This is a genomic window from Alphaproteobacteria bacterium, assembly GCA_019635875.1.
Taxonomy (GTDB): Bacteria; Pseudomonadota; Alphaproteobacteria; order Reyranellales; family Reyranellaceae; genus JAFAZJ01.
On sequence record JAHBYP010000010.1, the window covers coordinates 15,422 to 34,688 of the forward strand.

A 19,267-nucleotide genomic window follows, 5' to 3' on the forward strand; every position below is an offset into this window, starting at 1 on the left:
GCGTCGCTGGAGCGACGCGGCCCGAACACCTCGAAGGCCGCAAAGGAGAGTCCCTACACCGCCTTGCGCGCGCGCAGGTCGGCGATGGCGGCGGTGTCGTAGCCCAGCTCGGCGAGGATCTCCTCGGTGTGCTCGCCGGCCTCAGGCGCGCCGTGATGGGTGTCGAGCGCCGTGCGGCTCATGCCGATCGGCTGGTTCACCAGATGGATCTCGCCCAGCTTCGGATGCTGGACCGGCACTTCCATCCTGTTGTGGATCACCTGCTCGTCGGCGAAGACCTGGTCCATCGAGTAGATGTGGCCGCAGGGCACGCCGCCCCTGTTGAGCGCATCGACCCAGTGCTGGCTGGTGTTGGTCCTGGTGATCGCGTTGATCTCAGCGTTCATCTCGACGCGGTTTTTAGAGCGATCCGGTGGCGTCCTGAAGCGCGGATCGGTCATCCAGTCCTCGCGCCCCATGATGGCGCAGAAGCGCTCCCAGATCGCGCCGGGCGAGGTGGCGATGTTGATGTGGCCGTCGCTGGTCACGAACACGCCCGTCGGGATGCCCGTGGGATGGTCGTTGCCGGCCTGCGGCGCCACCTTGCGGTCCATGGTCCAGCGCGCCGCCTGGAAATCGCACAGCGCCAGCAGCGCCTGCAGCAGCGAGGTGTGCACCCACTGGCCCTCGCCCGAGGTCTCGCGCTCGAGCAGGGCGGCGAGGATGCCGAAGGAGAGGTAGATGCCGGCGCTGGAATCGGCCACGGCGATGCCGGCGCGCACCGGTCCCTGGCCGGGCAGGCCGGTGACCGACATCAGGCCGCTCATTCCCTGGGCGATCTGGTCGTAGCCCGGTCGGTTGGCGTAGGGCCCGCTCTGGCCGAAGCCGGAGATGGAGCCCAGCACGATACGCTTGTTGATGGCGCGCAGGGTCTCGTAGTCGAGCCCCAGCCGCTGCTTCACGTCCGGCCGGTAGTTCTCGACCACGACGTCGGAGACCTTCACCAGCCTGTGCAGGACGGCGCGGCCTTCCGCGGTCTTGAGGTTCAGCGTGATCGAGCGCCGGTTGCGCTGCAGGTTCTGGAAGTCGCTGCCGTGGCGGCCGCCGCCCAGGATCTCGACCGTGCCGGCATCCTCGATCTTGATGACGTCGGCGCCCCAGTCGGCGAGCTGGCGCGCCGCGGTGGGTCCGGCGCGGGCGCGGGTGAGGTCGAGCACCTTGAAGCGGGCCAGGGGTCCGCTGCGGCGGCTACGCGTATCGGGCATCGGTCGAATGTCTCGTTGTTTCCTCGAACTCTGCTAGCATCGCGCGGAACCAACGCCACTGTCGAGGAGCCGGCCATGTCGCATCCGACGGATCCGAATTGCATCTTCTGCAAGATCGTCGCCGGCACGATCCCGTGCTTCCGCCTGCACGAGGACGACAGCACCATCGCCTTCATGGACATCAACCCGGCCAACGAAGGCCATGCGCTGTCGGTCGCCAAGGGCCACTGGCCGACGGTGCACGACATCCCCGCCGAGGTGCTGGGCGCCGTCGCCGGCACCGCGCAGCGCGTGGCGAGGGCGGTGAACCGGACGCTGTCGCCCGATGGCATCAACCTGATCCAGGCCAACGGCCCGGGCGCGGCGCAGAGCGTGCCGCACCTGCACATCCACATCCTGCCGCGCTGGAAGGACGACGGCCTGTCGATCAACTGGCACCCCAGGCCCGGCGACATGGCGAAGATCAAGGCGCTGCACGAGCGCCTCCTGGCGAATATGGGTTAGTGGGACCGCCGGCGTCCCGCCGGCCTCTTCGCGATGAGCCGGCGGGACGCCGGCGGTCCCAGTCACTGCCGATCCGCCGCCTTCATCGCCTCGACGCGGTGCGCGATCTCGTCGAAGTCGAGCAGGCCGACGGGGTTGTCGCGGCGCGGGCTGAAGAGGCGGGAGTAGGCGAAGCGTTCGCGGCTGACCTGCTCGAGGCGCTTCAGCTCGTCGAGCGGCTCGACGTGATCGTCGACGCGCCAGTCGAAGTCGGGATAGTCCTCGGTCGAGACGATCTTCAGCGCCGCCGATTGCTTGCCGCGCTTGTCGCCGCCCACCGCCTCGCCGGCGCGCAGCGCCTCGATCAGCCGTCGCGGGAAGGACAGAAGCGGATTGGCTTCGTAGAACCGCGCCGTCTCTTCGATCACCTGCGGGCCGGCCAGCATGTTGCCGGCGACCGAGAAGGTGTCGCGCACGAGATGGCCGCACCACTCCACGCAGCTGGCGCCGGTGTGCGCGGCGATGCCGCCGCGCGCGTCCTGGATGTGCAGCTGGCGATGATCGCGGCCGTCATCGGCGGCGGTCAGCAGGCGCACGGCGTCCGCGGCGCCCACGCCCTGGCGCAGCAGGCGCAGGCCGCGCGTGCCGTACATCGCGTTGGTGTTGGCCTGCGTGGCGATGGCGCCGACACCACTCTCCAAATGCGGCACGCGCGAGCCGACACAGAACGACTTGGTGGCGACGCAGACGCCGAACGCGCCACTGCCGGGATCGCGCGCGACGATGGACCAGGTCATGGAGTCCCCCATTGTTGCCTTCCCCCGGAGGGGGAAGGTGCCCGAAGGGCGGAAGGGGGATGTCGAAGACGAACGGAGGAGTCCGTCTTCGACATCCCCCATCCGGCGCTGCGCGCCACCTTCCCCCTCCGGAGGAAGGCAAAACCATATCACGCCGCGGGCGGCAGGCTGATCCATTCCGGCATCAGTGGCTTCAGGGTCGCGTCGCCGGCCGTGAGCCGGGCGCCCGACTCGCGCGCCTTGTCGAGGGCTTCCAGCCGCAGCAGTGCCAGACCCTGCGTGCCCAGGCCCGAGCGCATCTCGCCGGCCTCCTGGCCGTTGATCGTCACCGGCGTGCCGGGCGCCGGCATCGGGCCATCGACCGCGACCGGCAGCAGGCGCTTCTTCACCAGCCCGCGATACTTGGTGCGGGCGGTGAGCTCCTGGCCCATGTAGCAGCCCTTCTTCCAGTCGACGCCGTGCAGCTCGTCGAAGCCGCTCTCGAGCAGCAGCGCCTTCTCGACCGGCAGGTCGCGGCTGCCGTCGGGAACGCCCAGTGTCAGACGGACATGGTCCCAGGTCTCGAACGGCGCGGGCGCGAAGCCGCGGGGCGGCAGCATGGTGGCGATATGGCCGTCGGGCGCGATCACGCGCACGCCCAGGCCGGGCAGCCGCGGATCGACATAGGCGACGGCATCGTCGATGGCGATGGCGGCGCCCGGCTGATCGCGCAGGCCCAGCGCCGCGGCGGCGCCTTCACCGGTCACCGCGACGACCTCCCAGCCGGTGCCGCGGTTCTCGATCGTCACCTTCGAGCGCAGCCTGTAGAGCGTGAGCTTCTTCGCAAGGTCGGCGGCGCGGTCGCGCTCGACCTCGAGCATCAGCGCGCCATTGTGCTCGACGATGAACATGTCGAACAGGAAGCGGCCCTGCGGCGTCAGAAGCGCGGCGTGGATCGCGCGGTCGGGCGCGACGCGGCTGACGTCGTTCGACACCAGTCCCTGCAGGAAGTCGCGGCGGTCGTCGCCGGTCACCGCGATCACGCCGCGGTGACCGAGCGACGAGAATACGAGCGCCGTCATGGTCGGTGACTCCGGTCGGTCTTGACCCATGAAGGTGGGCACCAAGCGCGCCGCCCGCAAGGGCCTTTCGCGGCTGCAGCACGCGCGGTATTTCCTTGTTCCCCGCGGAGGCGAGGAGAAGGAAGGGCGGGAATGGCCGAAACCTACGATCTGATCGTCGCCGGCGGCGAGTGCTTCACCACGGCGGGGCTGGTGCGCGCCGATCTCGGCGTGCGCAACGGCCGCTTCGTGGCGATCGGCGATCTGTCCGCCGCCTCGGCCGGCGAGCGCTTCGACGCGCGCGGGCTCACCGTGCTGCCCGGGGTGATCGACAGCCAGGTGCATTTCCGCGAGCCCGGGCTGGAGCACAAGGAGGACCTCGAAAGCGGCACGCGCGGCGCGGTGCTGGGCGGCGTCACGGCGGTCTTCGAGATGCCCAACACGAAACCCAGCACGCTCACCGCCGAGGACCTCGCGGCCAAGCTGGCGCTGGCCAAGGGCAGGGCATGGTGCGACTACGCCTTCTACATGGGCGGCTCGGCGGAGAACGTCGAACAGCTGCCGATGCTGGAGCGCCTGCCGGGCTGCTGCGGCGTGAAGGTCTTCATGGGCGCCTCGACCGGCACCCTGCTGGTTCCCGACGATCCGACGCTCGATCGCATCCTCGCCCACGGCGTGCGCCGCATGGCGGTGCATTGCGAGGACGAGGAGCGCATGAACGCGCGCAAGAAGCTCGGCCAGGTGCCGGGCGCGACGGCGCATCTGCACCCTGTCGTGCGTGACATGGAATCGGCGCTGATCGCCACCCAGCGCCTCATCCGGCTGGCCCGCAAGCGTGGCCGCCGCGTGCATGTGCTGCACGTGACGACGGAGGAGGAGATGGCCTTCCTCGCCGATCACAAGGACGTCGCCAGCGTCGAGGCGACGCCGCAGCATCTCACCCTGTTCGCGCCGGACTGCTACGACCGGCTCGGCACCTTCGCGCAGATGAACCCGCCGATCCGCGAGGCGCGCCATCGCGAGGGCCTGTGGCGCGCGCTGCGCGAGGGTATCGTCGACGTCATCGGCTCCGATCACGCGCCACACACGAAGGAAGAGAAGTCGCAGCCGTTTCCCAATTCACCTTCGGGCATGCCGGGCGTGCAGACCTTGCTGCCGCTGCTGCTCGATCACCTCGCCGCCGGGCGGCTGTCGCTGGCGCGGCTGGTCGACCTGACCTCGGCCGGCGCGCAGCGCATTTTCGGCCTGGCACGCAAGGGTCGCATCGCGCTCGGCTACGACGCCGACCTCACCGTCGTCGACCTGAAGTCGAGGCGCGAAATCGCCGAGAAATGGATGGCGACCAAGTCGGGCTGGACGCCGTATGCCGGGATGACGGTGACCGGCTGGCCCCGGGCGACGATCATCCGCGGCCGCGTGGTGATGCGCGAGGACGAGCTGATCGGCCCGCCGGCCGGCGAGGCGCTGCGCTTCGTCGAGACGCTGCGGCCCGAGGTTTGATTCACCGCCTTACCTTCCCCCGGAGGGGGAAGGTGCCCGAAGGGCGGAAGGGGGATGTCGAAGACGAACAGAGGAGTCCGTCTTCAACATCCCCCATCCGGCGCTGCGCGCCACCTTCCCCCTCCGGGGGAAGGTAGGATGAGAGGAAAAGGAGATAGTGCGTATGGCGACGTTCAGGGCGCTGGTGTCGGAGCAGGGCGCCGACCGCAAGGTGACGAGCGCGGTGCAGGAGCTCGAGACGGCGACGCTGCCGGCGGGCGACGTGACGGTGAAGGTCGAGCACTCGACCTTGAACTACAAGGACGGGCTGGTGCTGACCTCGGGTGGCGGGCTGGTGAAGACCTGGCCGCATGTCGGCGGCATCGATCTAGCCGGTGTCGTGGAAGAATCGTCGAACGCCGGCTTCAAGGCCGGCGATCGCGTCGTGCTCAACGGCTATCGCGTGGGCGAGCTGCATTGGGGCGGCTATGCGACCATGGCGCGGGTCAAGGGCGACTGGCTGGTGAAGCTGCCCGACGCGATCTCGACGAAGCGCGCGATGGCGATCGGCACCGCCGGCTACACCTCGATGCTGTGCGTCGCGGCGCTCGAGCGGCATGGGCTGAAGCCAGCGCAGGGCGAGGTGCTGGTGACCGGCGCGGCCGGCGGCGTCGGCTCCGTCGCCGTCGCGATCCTGGCGAAGCTCGGCTATCAGGTGGTCGCCGCGACGGGACGGCCGAGCGAGGCCGATTATCTCAAGGGCCTCGGTGCCGCGACGATCATGGAGCGCAAGGAGCTCACCGAGGCGCCCGACCGGCCGCTGCTGTCGGAGCGCTTCGCGGGTGTCATCGACACCGTCTCCGGCGTGATGCTGGCGCGCGCGCTTGCCATGGTGAAGTACGGCGGTGCGGCGGCGGTGTGCGGCCTGGCCGGCGGCGCGTCGTTCCCGGGCAGCATCCTGCCCTTCATCCTGCGTGGCGTGTCGATGCTGGGCATCGATTCGGTGATGCTGCCGATGGCGCCGCGTGTCGACGCCTGGAAGCGTCTCGCCACCGACCTGCCGCTCGACAAGCTCGACGCCATGGTCGTCGAGGCGAAGCTCGCCGACCTGCCGGGCCTGGCGCCGAGGATCCTCAAGGGCGAGGTGCGCGGCCGCGTCGTGGTCGACGTCGCCGCGTAGCGCATGCCTCGACCAAACGGGCCCGCCTGTCATTCCGAGCGCAGCGAGGGATCCACACCCTCGCTGCGCTCGGGATGACAGCGTGACCGCGCCATGGCCGCGCGCCTGCCGCCGTTGGGCGCCATCGAGGCCTTCGCGGCGGCCGCGCGTACGCTCTCCTTCACCGACGCCGCGCGCGAGCTCAACCTCACCGCCTCGGCAATCAGCCGGCGCGTGGCTCAGCTCGAGCACACGCTGGGCGTCGCGCTGTTCCATCGCGTCACGCGCGGCCTGCGGCTGACGGCGGCCGGCGAAACCTATCTCGCCGCGATCGCCCCGGCGCTCGAGCAGCTGCGCGCCGCCGGCGTGGCGCTGGCGCCGGCGACACGCGGCAGGACCGTGCGCCTGGCGGTGCTGCCCTCGTTCACCGCCCTGTGGCTGTTTCCGCGCATTGCCGCCTTCGAGACGGCGCATCCCGACATCGATTTGCGCGTCTCGACGATCGCGCGTGCGCCCGAGGCGACGCGCGAGGACGTCGATCTTGCGATCGCTGTCGGCACCGGCGACTGGCGCGGCTGGACGTCGGAGCGGCTGATGGCAATGCGCTGCCGGCCGGTCTGCGCGCCGTCCTTGCGCGACGGCAGGCCGGGCCTGCGAATGCCCGCCGATCTCGAGCACCACACCCTGCTGAGCGTCAGCCAGCCGCGCGGCTTCTGGCGTCGCTGGTGCCGCGAGGCCGGGCTGCCGGCGTTCACGCCGCGCCGCAACCTGCGCTTCGACGGCCTGCATCTGCTCTACGAGGCGGCCGCCAGCGGCCTGGGCGTGGCGATGGCGTTCGACGATCTGGTCGCGCCCTACATCGCCGACGGCAGGCTGGTCGAGCCGTTCGACCTGAGCTTCGTGCCCGAGCACGCCTACTGGCTGCTGGGGCGGCCGGGCGAGCGGCGGCGCGGCGTGCGCTTCGTGCGCGACTGGCTGCTGCGCGAGACGCGCGCCTGATCGTTGCGCGTGGCGCACGCATGCGTGCGCACGGCGCGTTTGTCGCGGCGCGGCCGCTGGCGTAGCGACGGGCATCGTCCTGGAGCCGACCGATGCTGGCGCTGCCCGAAGGTTACGTCCCGTTCCACCGTTCCGGCCCGTTCCTCGACCTGGTCGGGCCGCTCTACGAGCGTCTCGACGGCGCGGCGCTGCTGCTGGGCCTGCGCGTCGAGGCGCGGCACTGCAATCGCCGCGGCCTGGCCCATGGCGGGCTGATGATGACCCTGGCCGACCTGGTGCTGGGCTACAACCTGGTGCGCGTCGGCGGCCATGGCGGCGGCATCACGGTGAGCCTGACCACCGACTTCGCCGGCTCGGCGCGCGTCGGCGACTGGCTCGAGGCGCGCGCCGACGTGCAGAAGGCCACCGGCAGCGTCGCCTTCGCCAATTGCTACATCAGCGTCGGCGACAGGCGCATCGTGCGCGCCAGCGGCATCTTCCACATCCCCGCGCCGAACGCCTCCGCCGCGCCCTGAAGGGCGAAGCGCCCGCCGCGCGCCTGAAACGATGCCTGGTGGCTTGGACATCCTGTCATCCCTCGCTGCGCTCGGGATGACAGGTGACGCCGCGCTAGAAGAAGACGTACGAGCGGACCACGACGTTCTTGCGGCAGCGCGCGTTGGCCGGCGCGGTCGGGTCGATACAGGCGGTGTGGAACGACCAGCGCGAGACCGAACCGTCGGTCACCGAGTCGTAGCACTTCAGCATCGAGACCTCGGTGCTCTTCTGCTGCGGGAACCAGTACCATTCGTGGTCGGGCCGGTAGGTGAAGCGCGTGGTCTCGCCGACGCGGTCGTCGTAGATGCGGTAGTTGTTGATGTAGGGCTGGTCGGCGAAGGATGGCCAGGCGCAGAGCACGAAGGGGAACTGCTCGACCGTCTCCATCGGCTTGGCGAGATTGAGCGACATGAAGCGCCGCGACATCTTCGCGTCGGCCTCGGCTTCCGTGTAGTGCTGCGGACGCCCGAAATTGCGCAGGTTCTTGGTCAAAAGCTCGCGGCAGCGCACGCGGCCCGAATTGTCGTTGAGGTCGTTGTGCACGAGGTTGACGTAGCGCGCGTTCACGCCGGGGTTCTTGTTGTCCTGGTCCTCCGTCCGGTCGCCGGTGTAGTCCTTGTCGAAGACGTCGTGGTTGTAGACCAGCGCGTCGGTCGCATCGGGGAAGAACTCGAGCAGCAGTTTCTCGATCTCGGGGTAGAAGACACGCTCGACCTCGGCCGAATCGTAGAAGTTCGTGCACTTGGATTCGAGATGGGCCAGCGACACGCCGAGCCGGTCCATGCATTGCGGGCTCGACGGCGACAGACCCGGATAATACTCGCCGATGCGGCGCGCATCGCGCAGGACGTGCGGGAAATAGAGGTTGCGCCGCCGGTTGTCTTCCTCGTTCTGGCGCAGCCGCGCCGCGATCGCGGCCTGCGCCGGGTCGCGCCACACGGCGTTGGACGGAACGATGGAATAGCTCGGCCGCTCGTGGACGGTGTAGGCCAGCGGCAGCACCACGCCGCCCTCCGGTGCCTTGAAGCTGTTTGACTCGCGGATGTAGCGTACGCACTCCTCATACTCGCGGAAGGCGATTCCCCATTTCGTCTTGATCGGACCCGGGGGCGCCTTGTCGATCATGTCGATGACGCGCTGGCTCTCGCCGCTGGCGATCTCGGCCAGCGCGTCCTCGATCGCCCTGGCGGTCCCGGCGTCGCCGTCCCTGTCGAACGTCATGTAGGACAGGCCGCCATTCGCCGCGATCGGCGGCGGCTGCCCTTCGGTGCGCTCGAGCGACGGCACATAGGGAGAGGAAACGGGGGGAGAGGAAACGGGGGGAGACGAAACGGGCTGCTTCCCGCCGGATTCGAGCTGGGCCATGGCGCACCTCCGATGGTTTCGAGGGCACGCTGGCATACCGGGCCCGAGCCTTCCAGAACAGGAATCTCGACGCCTCATGAATCCGCGTCATGCGAAGGCGCGTTGCGCCCGGCCGGGTCAGTCGCAGACCAGCCCGGTTTCGCGCTTCACGGCGGCCGCCTCCTGCGGCTTTTCGCGGGCGAGCAGGGCGCAGAGCGTGAAGTTGCCCACCATGCCCCGCTTGACGTTGGTGAAGCCGTAGTCGACATACATCCAGTCGTAGATCTCCGCGCGCGAGAATCGCACGACCTGGCCCTGGCGCACATTCGTGACCGAGCGCGGCGTATTGTCGATGCGGCCGCTGAAGCCGTCACCGTCGCGGTTCAGGTCGCCGACCCAGAAGAACTCGACCTTGTTGTTGGCCGGGTCGACGATGCGGAGCATCACCGCGTAGACATCGGTGTTCGGCGGCGGCCTGTCGAGCAGGGCGAGGAAGTCGTCAAGCGTGGCGCGCGCCCTGGCGAAGGCGGCCTCCGTCGCCGAATCGCCGCGTGGCAGGCTCACGGTCTGGTCCTGCCGCGCGGTCCAGTGCGGTCTGCGCCGCCGCCATGCCGCACGGCAGCAGAAGCGACGATGCGGCGACAATCATCCGGGCGAATGCCATGCGCACAGCCCAGGACCGGTCTTTGTCTGGTTTGCCGCTCATGTCCCCCACCATGCCCGGGCAACATGATAAGAGATGAGTATTCTATCCGCAATACAACTTAGAAGAGTAGGCCGTTGCCGTTCTAGGCGACCCCACGCCTCAGATAGTCGATCGCGAGATACGCCAGCGCACGCACGCCGTACTTCAGCGCCGGCTCGTGGACGAAGAACAGCGGCGAATGGTTGGCCGGCGCCTGCACCGGGTCCTGCTCCGGCGGCGTGATGCCCAGGAAGAAGAACATGCCCGGCACGACCTGCGCCAGGTAGGAGAAGTCTTCGGCGCCCATCACCGGGCGGATCTCGGTGACGCGCTGGGTGTCGAGGCTGTCCTTGAGGCTGCCGGTGCCCCAGTCGGTGAGGCGCGGATCGTTGTAGGTGACGGGCACGCCCTGGAAGACCGTGACCGTGGCCTTGGCGCCCGCGGCCCCCGCGATGGCGGTGGCGGTCCTGTCGATCCGCTTCCAGATGTCGGCGCGCACAGCCTCGTCGTGGGTGCGGATGGTGCCTTCCATGACCACCGAGTCGGGCAGGATGTTGTTGCGCACGCCGCCATGGATGGTCGAGACCGAGACCACAGCCGGCGACAGGGTGGGATCGAGCTGGCGGCTGACGATGGTCTGCAGCGCCAGGATGATCTGCGCCGAGGTGACCACCGGGTCGACGCCGCGCCACGGCATCGAGCCGTGCGTCTGGCGGCCCTCGACGTCGATCTTCAACCGGTCGGCGCTGGCCATCAGCCCGCCGGGCCGAAGCGCGATCACGCCCGAGCGCACGCCTGAGGTGACGTGCAGGCCGAACACCGCCGATGGCGCGGGATTGGCCATCGCGCCGTCGTCGATCATCGCCTTCGCGCCCGACGGACGGCCGTCGTTGGAGCCTTCCTCGTTGGGCTGGAAGATCAGCTTCACCGTGCCCGGGATCTCTGCCCGCATGCCGGCGAGGATCTCGGCCACGCCCATCAGGATGGCGACGTGGCAGTCGTGGCCGCAGGCATGCATGACCGGGACGGTCTGGCCGAGATACAGCGCCGTGGCCCTCGACGCGAACGGCACCTCGGCGCGTTCCGCGACCGGCAGCGCGTCCATGTCGGCACGCAGCGCGACCACGCCGCCCGGCTTGCCGCCCCTCAGCACACCGACCACGCCGGTGACGCCGATTCCGGTCTGCACTTCGTAGCCCAGCGCCTTCAGGTGCTCGGCCGCCAGCGAAGCCGTGCGGACCTCCTGGTATGAGAGTTCGGGATTCTGGTGGATGTCGCGGCGCCAGGCGATGACCCTGTCCTCGATCCTGAGCGCCGCATCGGAGATGTGCTGGGAGAGTTCGTTGGGGGTCGTGATGTCCATGCGCGCAAGCTTGCCACCGCGGAAGCGCAGATCGCAACCGGCCCGGTCTAGAAACCGTCCGCCGCGTGTGCGAGCCTTTCTTCTCCCGCGAAGGCGGGGAGTAGGGAAACAAGCGGAAAGGATCGACCCGTGACCCTCACCCTTGCGGATGCCAACCGCGTGATCGCCGGTGCCATCGAAAAGGCGAACCAGATCGGCGCCAAGATGAACATCGCCGTGTGCGATGCCGGCGGACGGCTGCTTGCCTTCCAGCGCATGGACGGCGCCATGTGGGCCGGCTCCTTCGGCAGCCAGGGCAAGGCCATGGCCTCGGCCGCATTCGGACGCCCGAGCGGCGATCTGACGCCACGGGCCGACCATCCGACCCTGCGCGGCATCGCCGCGGCCGAAGGCAATCACATGTTCTATGGCCAGGGCGCCGTGCCGATCTTTCGCCAGGGTGTCCTGATCGGCGCCTGCGGCGTGGGCGGCGGCAGCGCGCAGGAAGACGAGGATTGTGCCCGCGCCGGCGTCGAGAAGCTCTGAAACGCTGCTGCGAATTGTCATCCCGAGCGCAGCGAGGGATCTACGATCCGCCCTGGATCCCTCGCTGCGCTCGGGATGACAGGTGTGCTCGAAAGGTAAACCACCATGGCTCAGGGTTCCGGCATTCGCGAAGTCGCCTGGATCGATATTCCCGGCGGCGGCCAGGTCGTCACGGACGGCAACCACGCCTATGTCGGCCACATGCAGCAGCCGCACGGCACGTCGGTCATCGACGTGAAGGACCCGGCGAATCCGAAGGTCGTCGCCTCGATCGACATTCCGCCGGGGCTGCATTCCCACAAGGTGCGCGTGGCCAACGACATCATGGTGGTGAATCGCGAACGGGCGCGCGGCCAGATGCCCGAGGATGATTTCGTCGGCCTGCGCATCTTCGACGTCAGCCGTCCGGACAAGCCGCGCGACATCTGCCATTGGCGGTGCGACGGCACGGGTGTGCACCGCTTCACCTTCGATGGCCGCTACACCTACATCTCCACGGAGCAGGAGGGCTGGCTCGGCACCATCGTCATGATCCTCGACCTGAAGGATCCGGCCAGGCCAGAGGAGGTCGGCCGCTGGTGGATGGAGGGGCAATGGATCGCCGGCGGCGAGACACCCAATTGGCAGGCGAAGAACCACCGCTGCCATCATCCGATCAGGCGCGGCGATCGCCTGTATGTCAGCTACTGGTATGGCGGCGGCGTCATCCTCGACATCAGCGACATGAGTAGGCCGAAGCTGGTCTCGAGCCTCGACTGGAGCCCGCCATTCGGCTGGCCGACGCACAGCCTGGTGCCGATCGATGTGCCGATCGCCGGTCACCGCTGGATGCTGGTCGCCGACGAGCACGTGCAGCCGCTCGATCCCGGGCTCTCGCCGCTTCTGCCGGCGGCGCTGTGGATGGTGAACATCACCGACGAGACCCGTCCGGTACCGGTCGGCTGCTTCCAGCTGCCCGAACTGGTCGGCCGCGAAACACCCCTGATGACGGCATGCCATCAGCCGGTCGAAACCGTCACCGGCAACGAGGTGCCCGCCGCCTGGTTCGCCAGCGGGCTGCGGGTGATCGATATCGCCAATCCGCTGTCGATGAAGCAGGCCGCCTGGTGGATGCCCGACGTGCCGCCGGGCGCCGATCGCGTCTGCAGCAACGACGTCTATGTCGACCATCGCGGCCTGATCTACCTCATCGATCGCATCAGGGGTCTGTCGATCCTCGAACGCGTGTAGGCGGAGCCCCGTCGGATCCTCAGCGACCAGCGACGCTGGACGCGATCGAGGCGGCGACTTCCGTGGCCATGCGGAATTGCGCGCCGCGGTCGGTGATGCCGTGGCGCCTGGCAATCCAGTCGAAGTCGCTGTAGGCGATCCACACCTGACCCGCGGCGTCGCGATAGACGAGCATGCGCACCGGCCAATCGAGTCCCGCCTGCGGCGCCGCGGTGATGAACTGCGTGCCGAGCGGCGGGTTGCCGAAGATCAGCAGGACCGAAGGCTTGAGCGCGATTCCGGCCTTGCCGGCGAGCGCCGCCTGATCGATCTCCTGGAAGAAGACGATGCCCTTGGCGGCGATATCCTTCTTCAGGCGCTCGACCGTCTCCGCGACGCCAAAGGCGCTCCTGGTGGCGATGACGCCGGAAGCGGACACCGTCGGCATTGGCTTCTCGGCGAGGACGGGCGCGGTAGGTGACAGCGTCATCGCCAGGGCGAGGACGGCGGCAGAGCAAACGTGGGCAATACGAACGGGCAAGGCTCTCTCCATCGGTTGAGCGCGTCAGCGCGTGGCCTGAGACTGACGGTCCGGCGCGCGCATCTGAAATGCCGTTGCAACATCGGGTCGATGGTCCGGGGCTATGAGCAATCGCGTCGCGAGGAGCGCGCCGAGCGCCAGCGCAGCGCCTATGCCGAGCACGCACGCCGTCCAGCCGAGACGGTCGAACACCTGGCCGAGAACAGCGCTGCCGATCAGGCCGCCGAGAAAGTAGCTGGCGAGATAGATTCCGCTTGCCGATCCACGGTCGCTCGTCGCCGCGCGGCTGACGAACCCGGTGGCCACCGCCTGGGCGAAGAATGTGCCGATCGCGACCAGGGCAAGGCCCGCGAGCAGCAAACCAAGATGCGCGCTGAGCAGAAGCGGCAGGCCGGCTGCGGCGAGGGCGAAGGACGCCCACAGGGCCGGACGCGTCCCAACATGGACGACGACCCGGCCGGCGAGCGGCGTCGTGAAGATCGAGGGCAGGAACACGAGATAGACCGCGCCCAGCGTCATCATGCCGACGGAGAACGGCGGGCGAACCAGCACGAAATTGACGTAGGTGAACGTGCCGATGAAGCCGAAGAGGATGACGAAGCCGGTCGCGAAGGCGGCGCGAAGCGCGGGATCGGCGAGATGACGCAGCCAGCTCGCAAGCGGCTTGCTGTGGCTCATGTCGACCCGCTCCATCGCCGGTGTGCGCTCGACGGTGAACCAGACCAGCACGGCGCCGGCGAGGTTGAGGAACGCGAAGACATAGAAGCTGGCGGCGAGGCCGAGATGATCGACGGCGCCCGCGGCCAGCAGCCGGCCAAACAGGTTGGAGGCGACGTTGCCGGTGACGTAGGCCGCGAAGGCGCTGGCGGTGTCGCGGGCGCTCGTGTGCTCGCCGAGATAGGCCAGCATCAGCGCGAAGCCCGTCGACATGCAGACACCCTGGACGATCCGCAGTGCCGCGAAGACGGGCAGCGGCGGCATGGTGGCCAGCAGTGCCGTGGGGATCGACAGGATCGCCAGGCTCACAAGAATGCCGCGCCGCTGATCGAGACGGCGGCCGAACAGGGCGACCGCGAAGCCGCCGGCCGCCATGCCGATGGTGCTGGCGTTGACGGCAAAGCCCATGGCCGCCGGCGTCACGCCATAGGCCGAGGTCAGCGCAGGCAAGATGGCCTGCGTCGCGAACAGATCGACGACGGTCAGAAAGGCCGTCAGGCCGATCGTGAACGCGCGCAGGACACTTGTCATGGTCTGGCTCCGCCGAGCGGCATTACATGTTGTGGTCCTTGGGATCGTGCTGGATGTCGAACGACAGCAGCACGACGGGGACCTTGCCGGTGTTCTGCCACCAGTGCGCCGTGGCGTGCGTCTCGCGCGCCACTTCGCCGGCCTGGTGCAGGATCGGCACGGCGCAATTGCTGGCGTACTCGTGGATGGCGCCCGAGATGATGTAGATCAGCGCCGGACGGTCGGCGTGGCTGTGCCATGGCACGATGCCGCCGGGCTGCACCTCGAGGCGACGCACGCGCATGTTGTAACCCTTGAGCGCGAGCTTCTCGTCGGCGAGGTTGATCTGGGCGAGCACCTTGTCGGTGACCGCCTTGGCGGCGACGCTCGACGGCTTGGTGGCGTCGGGGCGCATCTGGCCCGCCGGGCATTCACCGGCGAAGGCCGGCGCGATGGACACGAAGCCGGCGAGCAGCGTCGTGGCGAGGAACGTACGTTTGAGCATTGGTATCTCCATCAGGTGGCACCGCGACCGGAGTGGCCGCGGTCATGGCATCAGCATCGGAGTCCGACGCGACGAACGGAAATGCCAGCTGCGAATTGATTCGATAACCGTGGGTGCCAGCGGGCGGCGCGCGCTGCGCCCGCATCCGACGTTCCGCGACCGCGACGGTGGCGGCGCTCGCCAGGCCGGACGTCTTCCACTACCGTCGCGAGATCGTCGATTCGGGAGGCCAGGTGAAGCTCGGTATCGTCTCCGACCTGCATTGCAACAGCGATGGCCTCGATCGCGCCCTGGAGGCGATGGGCCCAATCGATGCACTGCTGTGTCTCGGCGACAGCATCCACCAGTACAGGTTCTCGAATGCGGTGATCGGCCGGCTGCGCGAGCTCGAGGCGATCACCATTCTGGGCAATCACGAGGAGATCTTCCTCGGCGAGGCCGGCGCACGGGCACGATCCCAGGCGGACGTCGACCGGCAATTGCTCGGCTGGCTCGCCGAGCGGCCGCATCGGCGCGAGTTGCGGATTGGCGGCAAGCGCATCCTGATGGTGCACTCGACGCCGTGGGAACCGCGCGGCAGCTATGTTCTGCCCACCAGCTCCGAGCTGCAGCGCTTTGGCGAGGCCGACGCCGACATCGTGCTCTACGGCCATACCCACCGGCAGGTCGTCCGGCGCATCGGTCGGGTGCTGGTGGTCAATCCCGGCTCGGCCGGTGAGGGCCGCGACCCACGCAATGGCGGGCAGTTGAGCTGCGCCGTGCTGGACACGGCGACAGAGGAAGTCGTGGTGCGAAATTTCCCGGTGCGGCTTGCGATGACTTGGATCAACGACGGCGATGGTCCGGGACGTGTATAGAGTAAGGTTGAAGCGCTCATCCCGATGCAACAGCGTCCAGAGCCCGTTGAGAAAGCAGATCGATGCCTGACACCGCGATTCCGACCCGCGCGCCCCAGACAAAGACCGAGCATTTCGACGTCCTCCTCGTCGGCGCCGGCATCTCGGGAATCGGGGGTGCCTACCACCTGACGCAGCAATGCCCGGGCACCAGCTTCGTGGTCCTGGAGAGCCAGGACAGCTTCGGCGGCACCTGGCTGACGCACCGCTATCCCGGCATCCGTTCCGACAGCGACCTCTACACCTTCGGCTACCGCTTCAAGCCGTGGACCGGCAAGCCGATCGCCAAGGCCCACGAAATCCGCGACTACATGGCCGAGGTGATCGCCGACAACGACCTCGCCCGCCACATCCGCTACCGCCACACCATCACGCGGGCTGCCTGGTCCAGCGCCGACAACCTCTGGACCGTCGAGGGTACGCGTGGCGACACCGGTGAGCCGGTACGCTTCACGACCAACTTCCTGTGGATGTGCCAGGGCTACTACCGGCACAACGAAGGCTACACGCCGCGCTGGCCGGGCATGGAGAACTTCAAGGGTCGCATCGTGCATCCGCAGACCTGGCCGGAGGATCTCGACTACGCCGGCAAGAAGATGCTGGTGATCGGCTCGGGCGCGACGGCGGCGACGCTGATCCCGGCGGTGGCCGACAAGGTCGGGCATGTCACCATGCTGCAGCGCTCGCCGACCTATTTCATCCCGGCGCGCAATGCCAACGATCTGGCCGACACCCTGCGTCAGCTGCAGATCGACGAGACCTGGATCCACGAGATCGTGCGCCGCAAGATCCTGCACGACCAGGCCGTCTTCACGCGACGCGCATTCGAGGAGCCCGAGACCGTCAGGAAGGAGCTGCTGGCCGGCGTGCGCGCCTATATCGGCCCCGACTACAAGCTCGATCCGGACTTCACGCCGAGCTACCGGCCGTGGCGGCAGCGCATCGCCTTCGTGCCCGACGGCGATCTGTTCAAGGGCATCCGCGCCGGCAAGGCCTCGGTGGTCACCGACGAGATCGAGCGCTTCACCGAGAGCGGCATCCTGCTGAAGTCGGGCAGGACGCTGGAGGCCGACATCATCGTCACCGCCACCGGCTTCAACATGAACGCGCTGGGCGACATCGGCTTCACCATCGACGGCAAGGCGCTCGATTTCGCCCAGACCGTGACCTACCGCGGCATGATGTTCACCGGCATTCCCAACATGGTGTGGGTGTTCGGCTATTTCCGCGCCAGCTGGACGTTGCGCGCCGATCTGGTCGCCGACTTCGTCTGCCGGCTGCTCGGCCACATGAAGGCACGCCAGGCCGAGCGCGTCGCCGTGGCGCTGCGGCCCGAGGACAAGGACATGCCGATCCTGCCGTGGATCGATCCGGAGAACTTCAATCCCGGCTACCTGATGCGCGCCATGGACCTGCTGCCCAAGCGCGGCGACAAGCCGGAGTGGCAGCACAACCAGGATTACTGGAGCGAGAAGGACCAGATTCCGCTCATCGACCTCGACGACGCGGCTTTCGTCTACGGACGATCGGCGGATGCGACCAGCACAAGCGGCCTGTCGCGGGCGGCGGCGGAGTGAGGAGCCTGCGCGTGCCTACTCGTCGAACCCGACGAACACCGTGGCTTCCTTGACGGACTTTCGTTCGGACACGACTGCGTTCGCCGGGAAGCTTTCGTCCGGCCAGCCCAGCGCAATGCTCTTCATGATGACCTGATCGTCGGCGATGCCGGCATGCTCGCGCACCACGGGGGACTGCATGATGCCCTGGCTGTTGATCACGGCGCCCAGCCCGCGCGACCAGGCGGCATTGACCAGGGCCGTCGCCACCGCGCCGCAATCGAACGGCGCATCGTCGCTGCCGTCCAGCACGCGGTCATAGGTCACGATCACGCAGACCGGCGCGTCGAACTGACGGAAGCCACGCATCACCCAGTCGTGGCGCCCTTCCTTGTCGTCGCGCGCGATGCCCATGGCGGAGAACAATTGCTTGGCGACACCGATCTGCCTTTCGCGGTGCTGGCCCGTGAAGCCCTGCCCCGTGCGGAACTCGCGCGAGTGCGGTACGCCTGCCAGATTCCGCTCCGTGTTGCCGGCACGGATGCGATCCAGCGGCTCGCCGGTGACGACGTAGAAATTCCAGCACTGGGTGTTCATCGACGACGGCACGCGCATCGCCAGACCGATGATCTCCTCGATCAGCGCCCTGGGCACCGGATCGGGCTTGTATCCGCGGATGCTGCGGCGACCAAGGATGACGTCATCGAACTGCATAGGGCGTGGACTCTTCTGAACGGGCCCGAACCTTCGTGGTTTCCCGGTCCCGGCGCAAGCTGTTGACGCGGGCAGGAAGTTGTCGACCAATTGCCCCAGCCCGCACCGATCCAGGTCCCAGCAGCCATGCCTGTCATCGACGTCCAGGTTCATCCCTTCGAGCGCAATCATCCGGGGCGGCCGTGGGCCGGTCCCTCGCACGGGCTGGATTCCGCCACTGGCGAGGAAATGGTCGCTGCGATGGGCAGTGTCGGTGTCGACGGCGCGGTCATGGTGTCGTCGTTCAGCGCCTATGAATACGATCCAAGCTACGCGCTCGAGGTCTACAACGCCTATCCGGACAAGTTCCGGGTGGTGACGCCGGTCGACGCGACCGATCCGGCGATCGACGACGTGGTGTCCAAATGGGCGGCGACGCCCGGCGCGCGCGGCATTCGCATCCGCATGGGCAAGGGCCTGCCGGTGGACGCCGATCATCCCGGCCTGAGGCGGGCCTTCGCGGCCGCCGCCCGGCATGCTCTGCCGGTCAATCTGCTGTGCTGGGGCATCCTGGACAAGGGGCTGCCGCACATCCGGCAGCACCCCGATACAGTCATCGTGATCGACCATCTCGGCCTGCTGCAACCGATGCGCCCGCCGGTTCCCGCCGATGTCTGGGCCGATCTGCCGAAGCTGCTCGATCTCGCCCAGTATCGAAACGTCAGGGTGAAGATCAGCGGCGCCTGCACGATGTCGCACCAGGCTTTTCCCTACGACGACATATGGGAGCCGGTGCTGCGCATCATCGACGCGTTCGGGCTAGAGCGGTGCATGTGGGGCACCGACTGGACGCGCGCGATCGGCATGCTGACCTACGAACAGGGCGTGGCGCCATTCCGCGACACCACGCGCCTGTCCGAGAGCGACAAGGCGGCGCTCATGGGCGGCACGTTGCAGAAGGTCTACAAGTGGTAGCGTGCCGGAG

Annotated in this window: 20 protein-coding genes; 10 read left to right on the forward strand and 10 right to left on the reverse strand. The window is 68.2% G+C overall.

The window, feature by feature from the left end:
- Nucleotides 1–53 precede the first annotated feature (53 nt).
- The gene (locus KF889_26765; protein ID MBX3503062.1) at nt 54–1,244 is read right to left on the reverse strand and encodes a CoA transferase; all 1,191 of its coding nucleotides are present in this window, start codon (nt 1,242–1,244) and stop codon (nt 54–56) included.
- 75 nt (nt 1,245–1,319) lie between these two features.
- On the opposite strand from KF889_26765, the gene KF889_26770 reads away from it, so the two are divergent.
- The gene (locus tag KF889_26770) at nt 1,320–1,748 is read left to right on the forward strand and encodes an HIT family protein (protein MBX3503063.1); all 429 of its coding nucleotides are present in this window, start codon (nt 1,320–1,322) and stop codon (nt 1,746–1,748) included.
- Nucleotides 1,749–1,810: 62 nt separating this feature from the next.
- Here the strand turns inward: KF889_26770 and KF889_26775 are convergent, their stop codons facing one another.
- On the reverse strand, nt 1,811–2,524 hold the full coding sequence (locus tag KF889_26775) for a DUF1028 domain-containing protein (GenBank protein ID MBX3503064.1): 714 nt from the start codon (nt 2,522–2,524) through the stop codon (nt 1,811–1,813).
- Between the two features lie 149 nt (nt 2,525–2,673).
- A complete protein-coding gene (locus KF889_26780) occupies nt 2,674–3,585 on the reverse strand; it encodes a folate-binding protein YgfZ (protein MBX3503065.1) in 912 nt (303 codons plus the stop codon).
- A gap of 132 nt (nt 3,586–3,717) precedes the next feature.
- Here KF889_26780 and KF889_26785 point away from each other — a divergent pair, with 132 nt between their 5' ends.
- The 4 genes from KF889_26785 (at nt 3,718) to KF889_26800 (ending at nt 7,716) form a co-directional block, all read left to right on the forward strand.
- On the forward strand, nt 3,718–5,064 hold the full coding sequence (locus KF889_26785) for a dihydroorotase (GenBank protein ID MBX3503066.1): 1,347 nt from the start codon (nt 3,718–3,720) through the stop codon (nt 5,062–5,064).
- A 163-nt stretch (nt 5,065–5,227) separates the two neighbouring features.
- Entirely contained in the window at nt 5,228–6,223 is a 996-nt protein-coding gene (locus KF889_26790) for an oxidoreductase (GenBank protein MBX3503067.1), read from the forward strand.
- Nucleotides 6,224–6,316: 93 nt separating this feature from the next.
- A complete protein-coding gene (locus KF889_26795; GenBank protein MBX3503068.1) occupies nt 6,317–7,201 on the forward strand; it encodes a LysR family transcriptional regulator in 885 nt (294 codons plus the stop codon).
- A 95-nt stretch (nt 7,202–7,296) separates the two neighbouring features.
- Nucleotides 7,297–7,716, forward strand: a complete 420-nt coding sequence (locus tag KF889_26800) for a PaaI family thioesterase (GenBank protein ID MBX3503069.1) — start codon at nt 7,297–7,299, stop codon at nt 7,714–7,716.
- 94 nt (nt 7,717–7,810) lie between these two features.
- Here the strand turns inward: KF889_26800 and KF889_26805 are convergent, their stop codons facing one another.
- From KF889_26805 to KF889_26815, 3 genes are all read right to left on the reverse strand, one after another.
- Nucleotides 7,811–9,025 carry a hypothetical protein gene (locus tag KF889_26805; protein MBX3503070.1) on the reverse strand — a complete coding sequence of 405 codons (1,215 nt, stop codon included), beginning with the start codon at nt 9,023–9,025 and terminating at the stop codon, nt 7,811–7,813.
- 195 nt (nt 9,026–9,220) lie between these two features.
- A complete protein-coding gene (locus tag KF889_26810; GenBank protein ID MBX3503071.1) occupies nt 9,221–9,646 on the reverse strand; it encodes a DUF2314 domain-containing protein in 426 nt (141 codons plus the stop codon).
- A gap of 224 nt (nt 9,647–9,870) precedes the next feature.
- Nucleotides 9,871–11,130 carry an amidohydrolase gene (locus KF889_26815; GenBank protein ID MBX3503072.1) on the reverse strand — a complete coding sequence of 420 codons (1,260 nt, stop codon included), beginning with the start codon at nt 11,128–11,130 and terminating at the stop codon, nt 9,871–9,873.
- Between the two features lie 129 nt (nt 11,131–11,259).
- On the opposite strand from KF889_26815, the gene KF889_26820 reads away from it, so the two are divergent.
- Together KF889_26820 and KF889_26825 are read left to right on the forward strand one after the other, a co-directional pair.
- The gene (locus tag KF889_26820; GenBank protein MBX3503073.1) at nt 11,260–11,655 is read left to right on the forward strand and encodes a heme-binding protein; all 396 of its coding nucleotides are present in this window, start codon (nt 11,260–11,262) and stop codon (nt 11,653–11,655) included.
- 105 nt (nt 11,656–11,760) lie between these two features.
- Nucleotides 11,761–12,885 (forward strand): hypothetical protein, encoded by a 1,125-nt coding sequence (locus tag KF889_26825; protein ID MBX3503074.1) that lies wholly within the window; start codon nt 11,761–11,763, stop codon nt 12,883–12,885.
- A gap of 19 nt (nt 12,886–12,904) precedes the next feature.
- Here KF889_26825 and KF889_26830 read toward each other — a convergent pair whose 3' ends face one another.
- The 3 genes from KF889_26830 to KF889_26840 form a co-directional block, all read right to left on the reverse strand.
- Nucleotides 12,905–13,354, reverse strand: a complete 450-nt coding sequence (locus tag KF889_26830; GenBank protein MBX3503075.1) for a DUF302 domain-containing protein — start codon at nt 13,352–13,354, stop codon at nt 12,905–12,907.
- A gap of 75 nt (nt 13,355–13,429) precedes the next feature.
- The gene (locus KF889_26835) at nt 13,430–14,653 is read right to left on the reverse strand and encodes an MFS transporter (GenBank protein MBX3503076.1); all 1,224 of its coding nucleotides are present in this window, start codon (nt 14,651–14,653) and stop codon (nt 13,430–13,432) included.
- A 22-nt stretch (nt 14,654–14,675) separates the two neighbouring features.
- Nucleotides 14,676–15,149, reverse strand: a complete 474-nt coding sequence (locus tag KF889_26840) for a cupin domain-containing protein (protein MBX3503077.1) — start codon at nt 15,147–15,149, stop codon at nt 14,676–14,678.
- A 155-nt stretch (nt 15,150–15,304) separates the two neighbouring features.
- Here KF889_26840 and KF889_26845 point away from each other — a divergent pair, with 155 nt between their 5' ends.
- Nucleotides 15,305–15,994 (forward strand): metallophosphoesterase family protein, encoded by a 690-nt coding sequence (locus KF889_26845; GenBank protein MBX3503078.1) that lies wholly within the window; start codon nt 15,305–15,307, stop codon nt 15,992–15,994.
- A gap of 62 nt (nt 15,995–16,056) precedes the next feature.
- A complete protein-coding gene (locus tag KF889_26850; GenBank protein ID MBX3503079.1) occupies nt 16,057–17,610 on the forward strand; it encodes an NAD(P)/FAD-dependent oxidoreductase in 1,554 nt (517 codons plus the stop codon).
- 15 nt (nt 17,611–17,625) lie between these two features.
- Here KF889_26850 and KF889_26855 read toward each other — a convergent pair whose 3' ends face one another.
- The gene (locus KF889_26855) at nt 17,626–18,303 is read right to left on the reverse strand and encodes a nitroreductase (protein ID MBX3503080.1); all 678 of its coding nucleotides are present in this window, start codon (nt 18,301–18,303) and stop codon (nt 17,626–17,628) included.
- A gap of 126 nt (nt 18,304–18,429) precedes the next feature.
- Here KF889_26855 and KF889_26860 point away from each other — a divergent pair, with 126 nt between their 5' ends.
- Nucleotides 18,430–19,257 (forward strand): amidohydrolase family protein, encoded by an 828-nt coding sequence (locus KF889_26860; GenBank protein ID MBX3503081.1) that lies wholly within the window; start codon nt 18,430–18,432, stop codon nt 19,255–19,257.
- Nucleotides 19,258–19,267 lie beyond the last annotated feature (10 nt).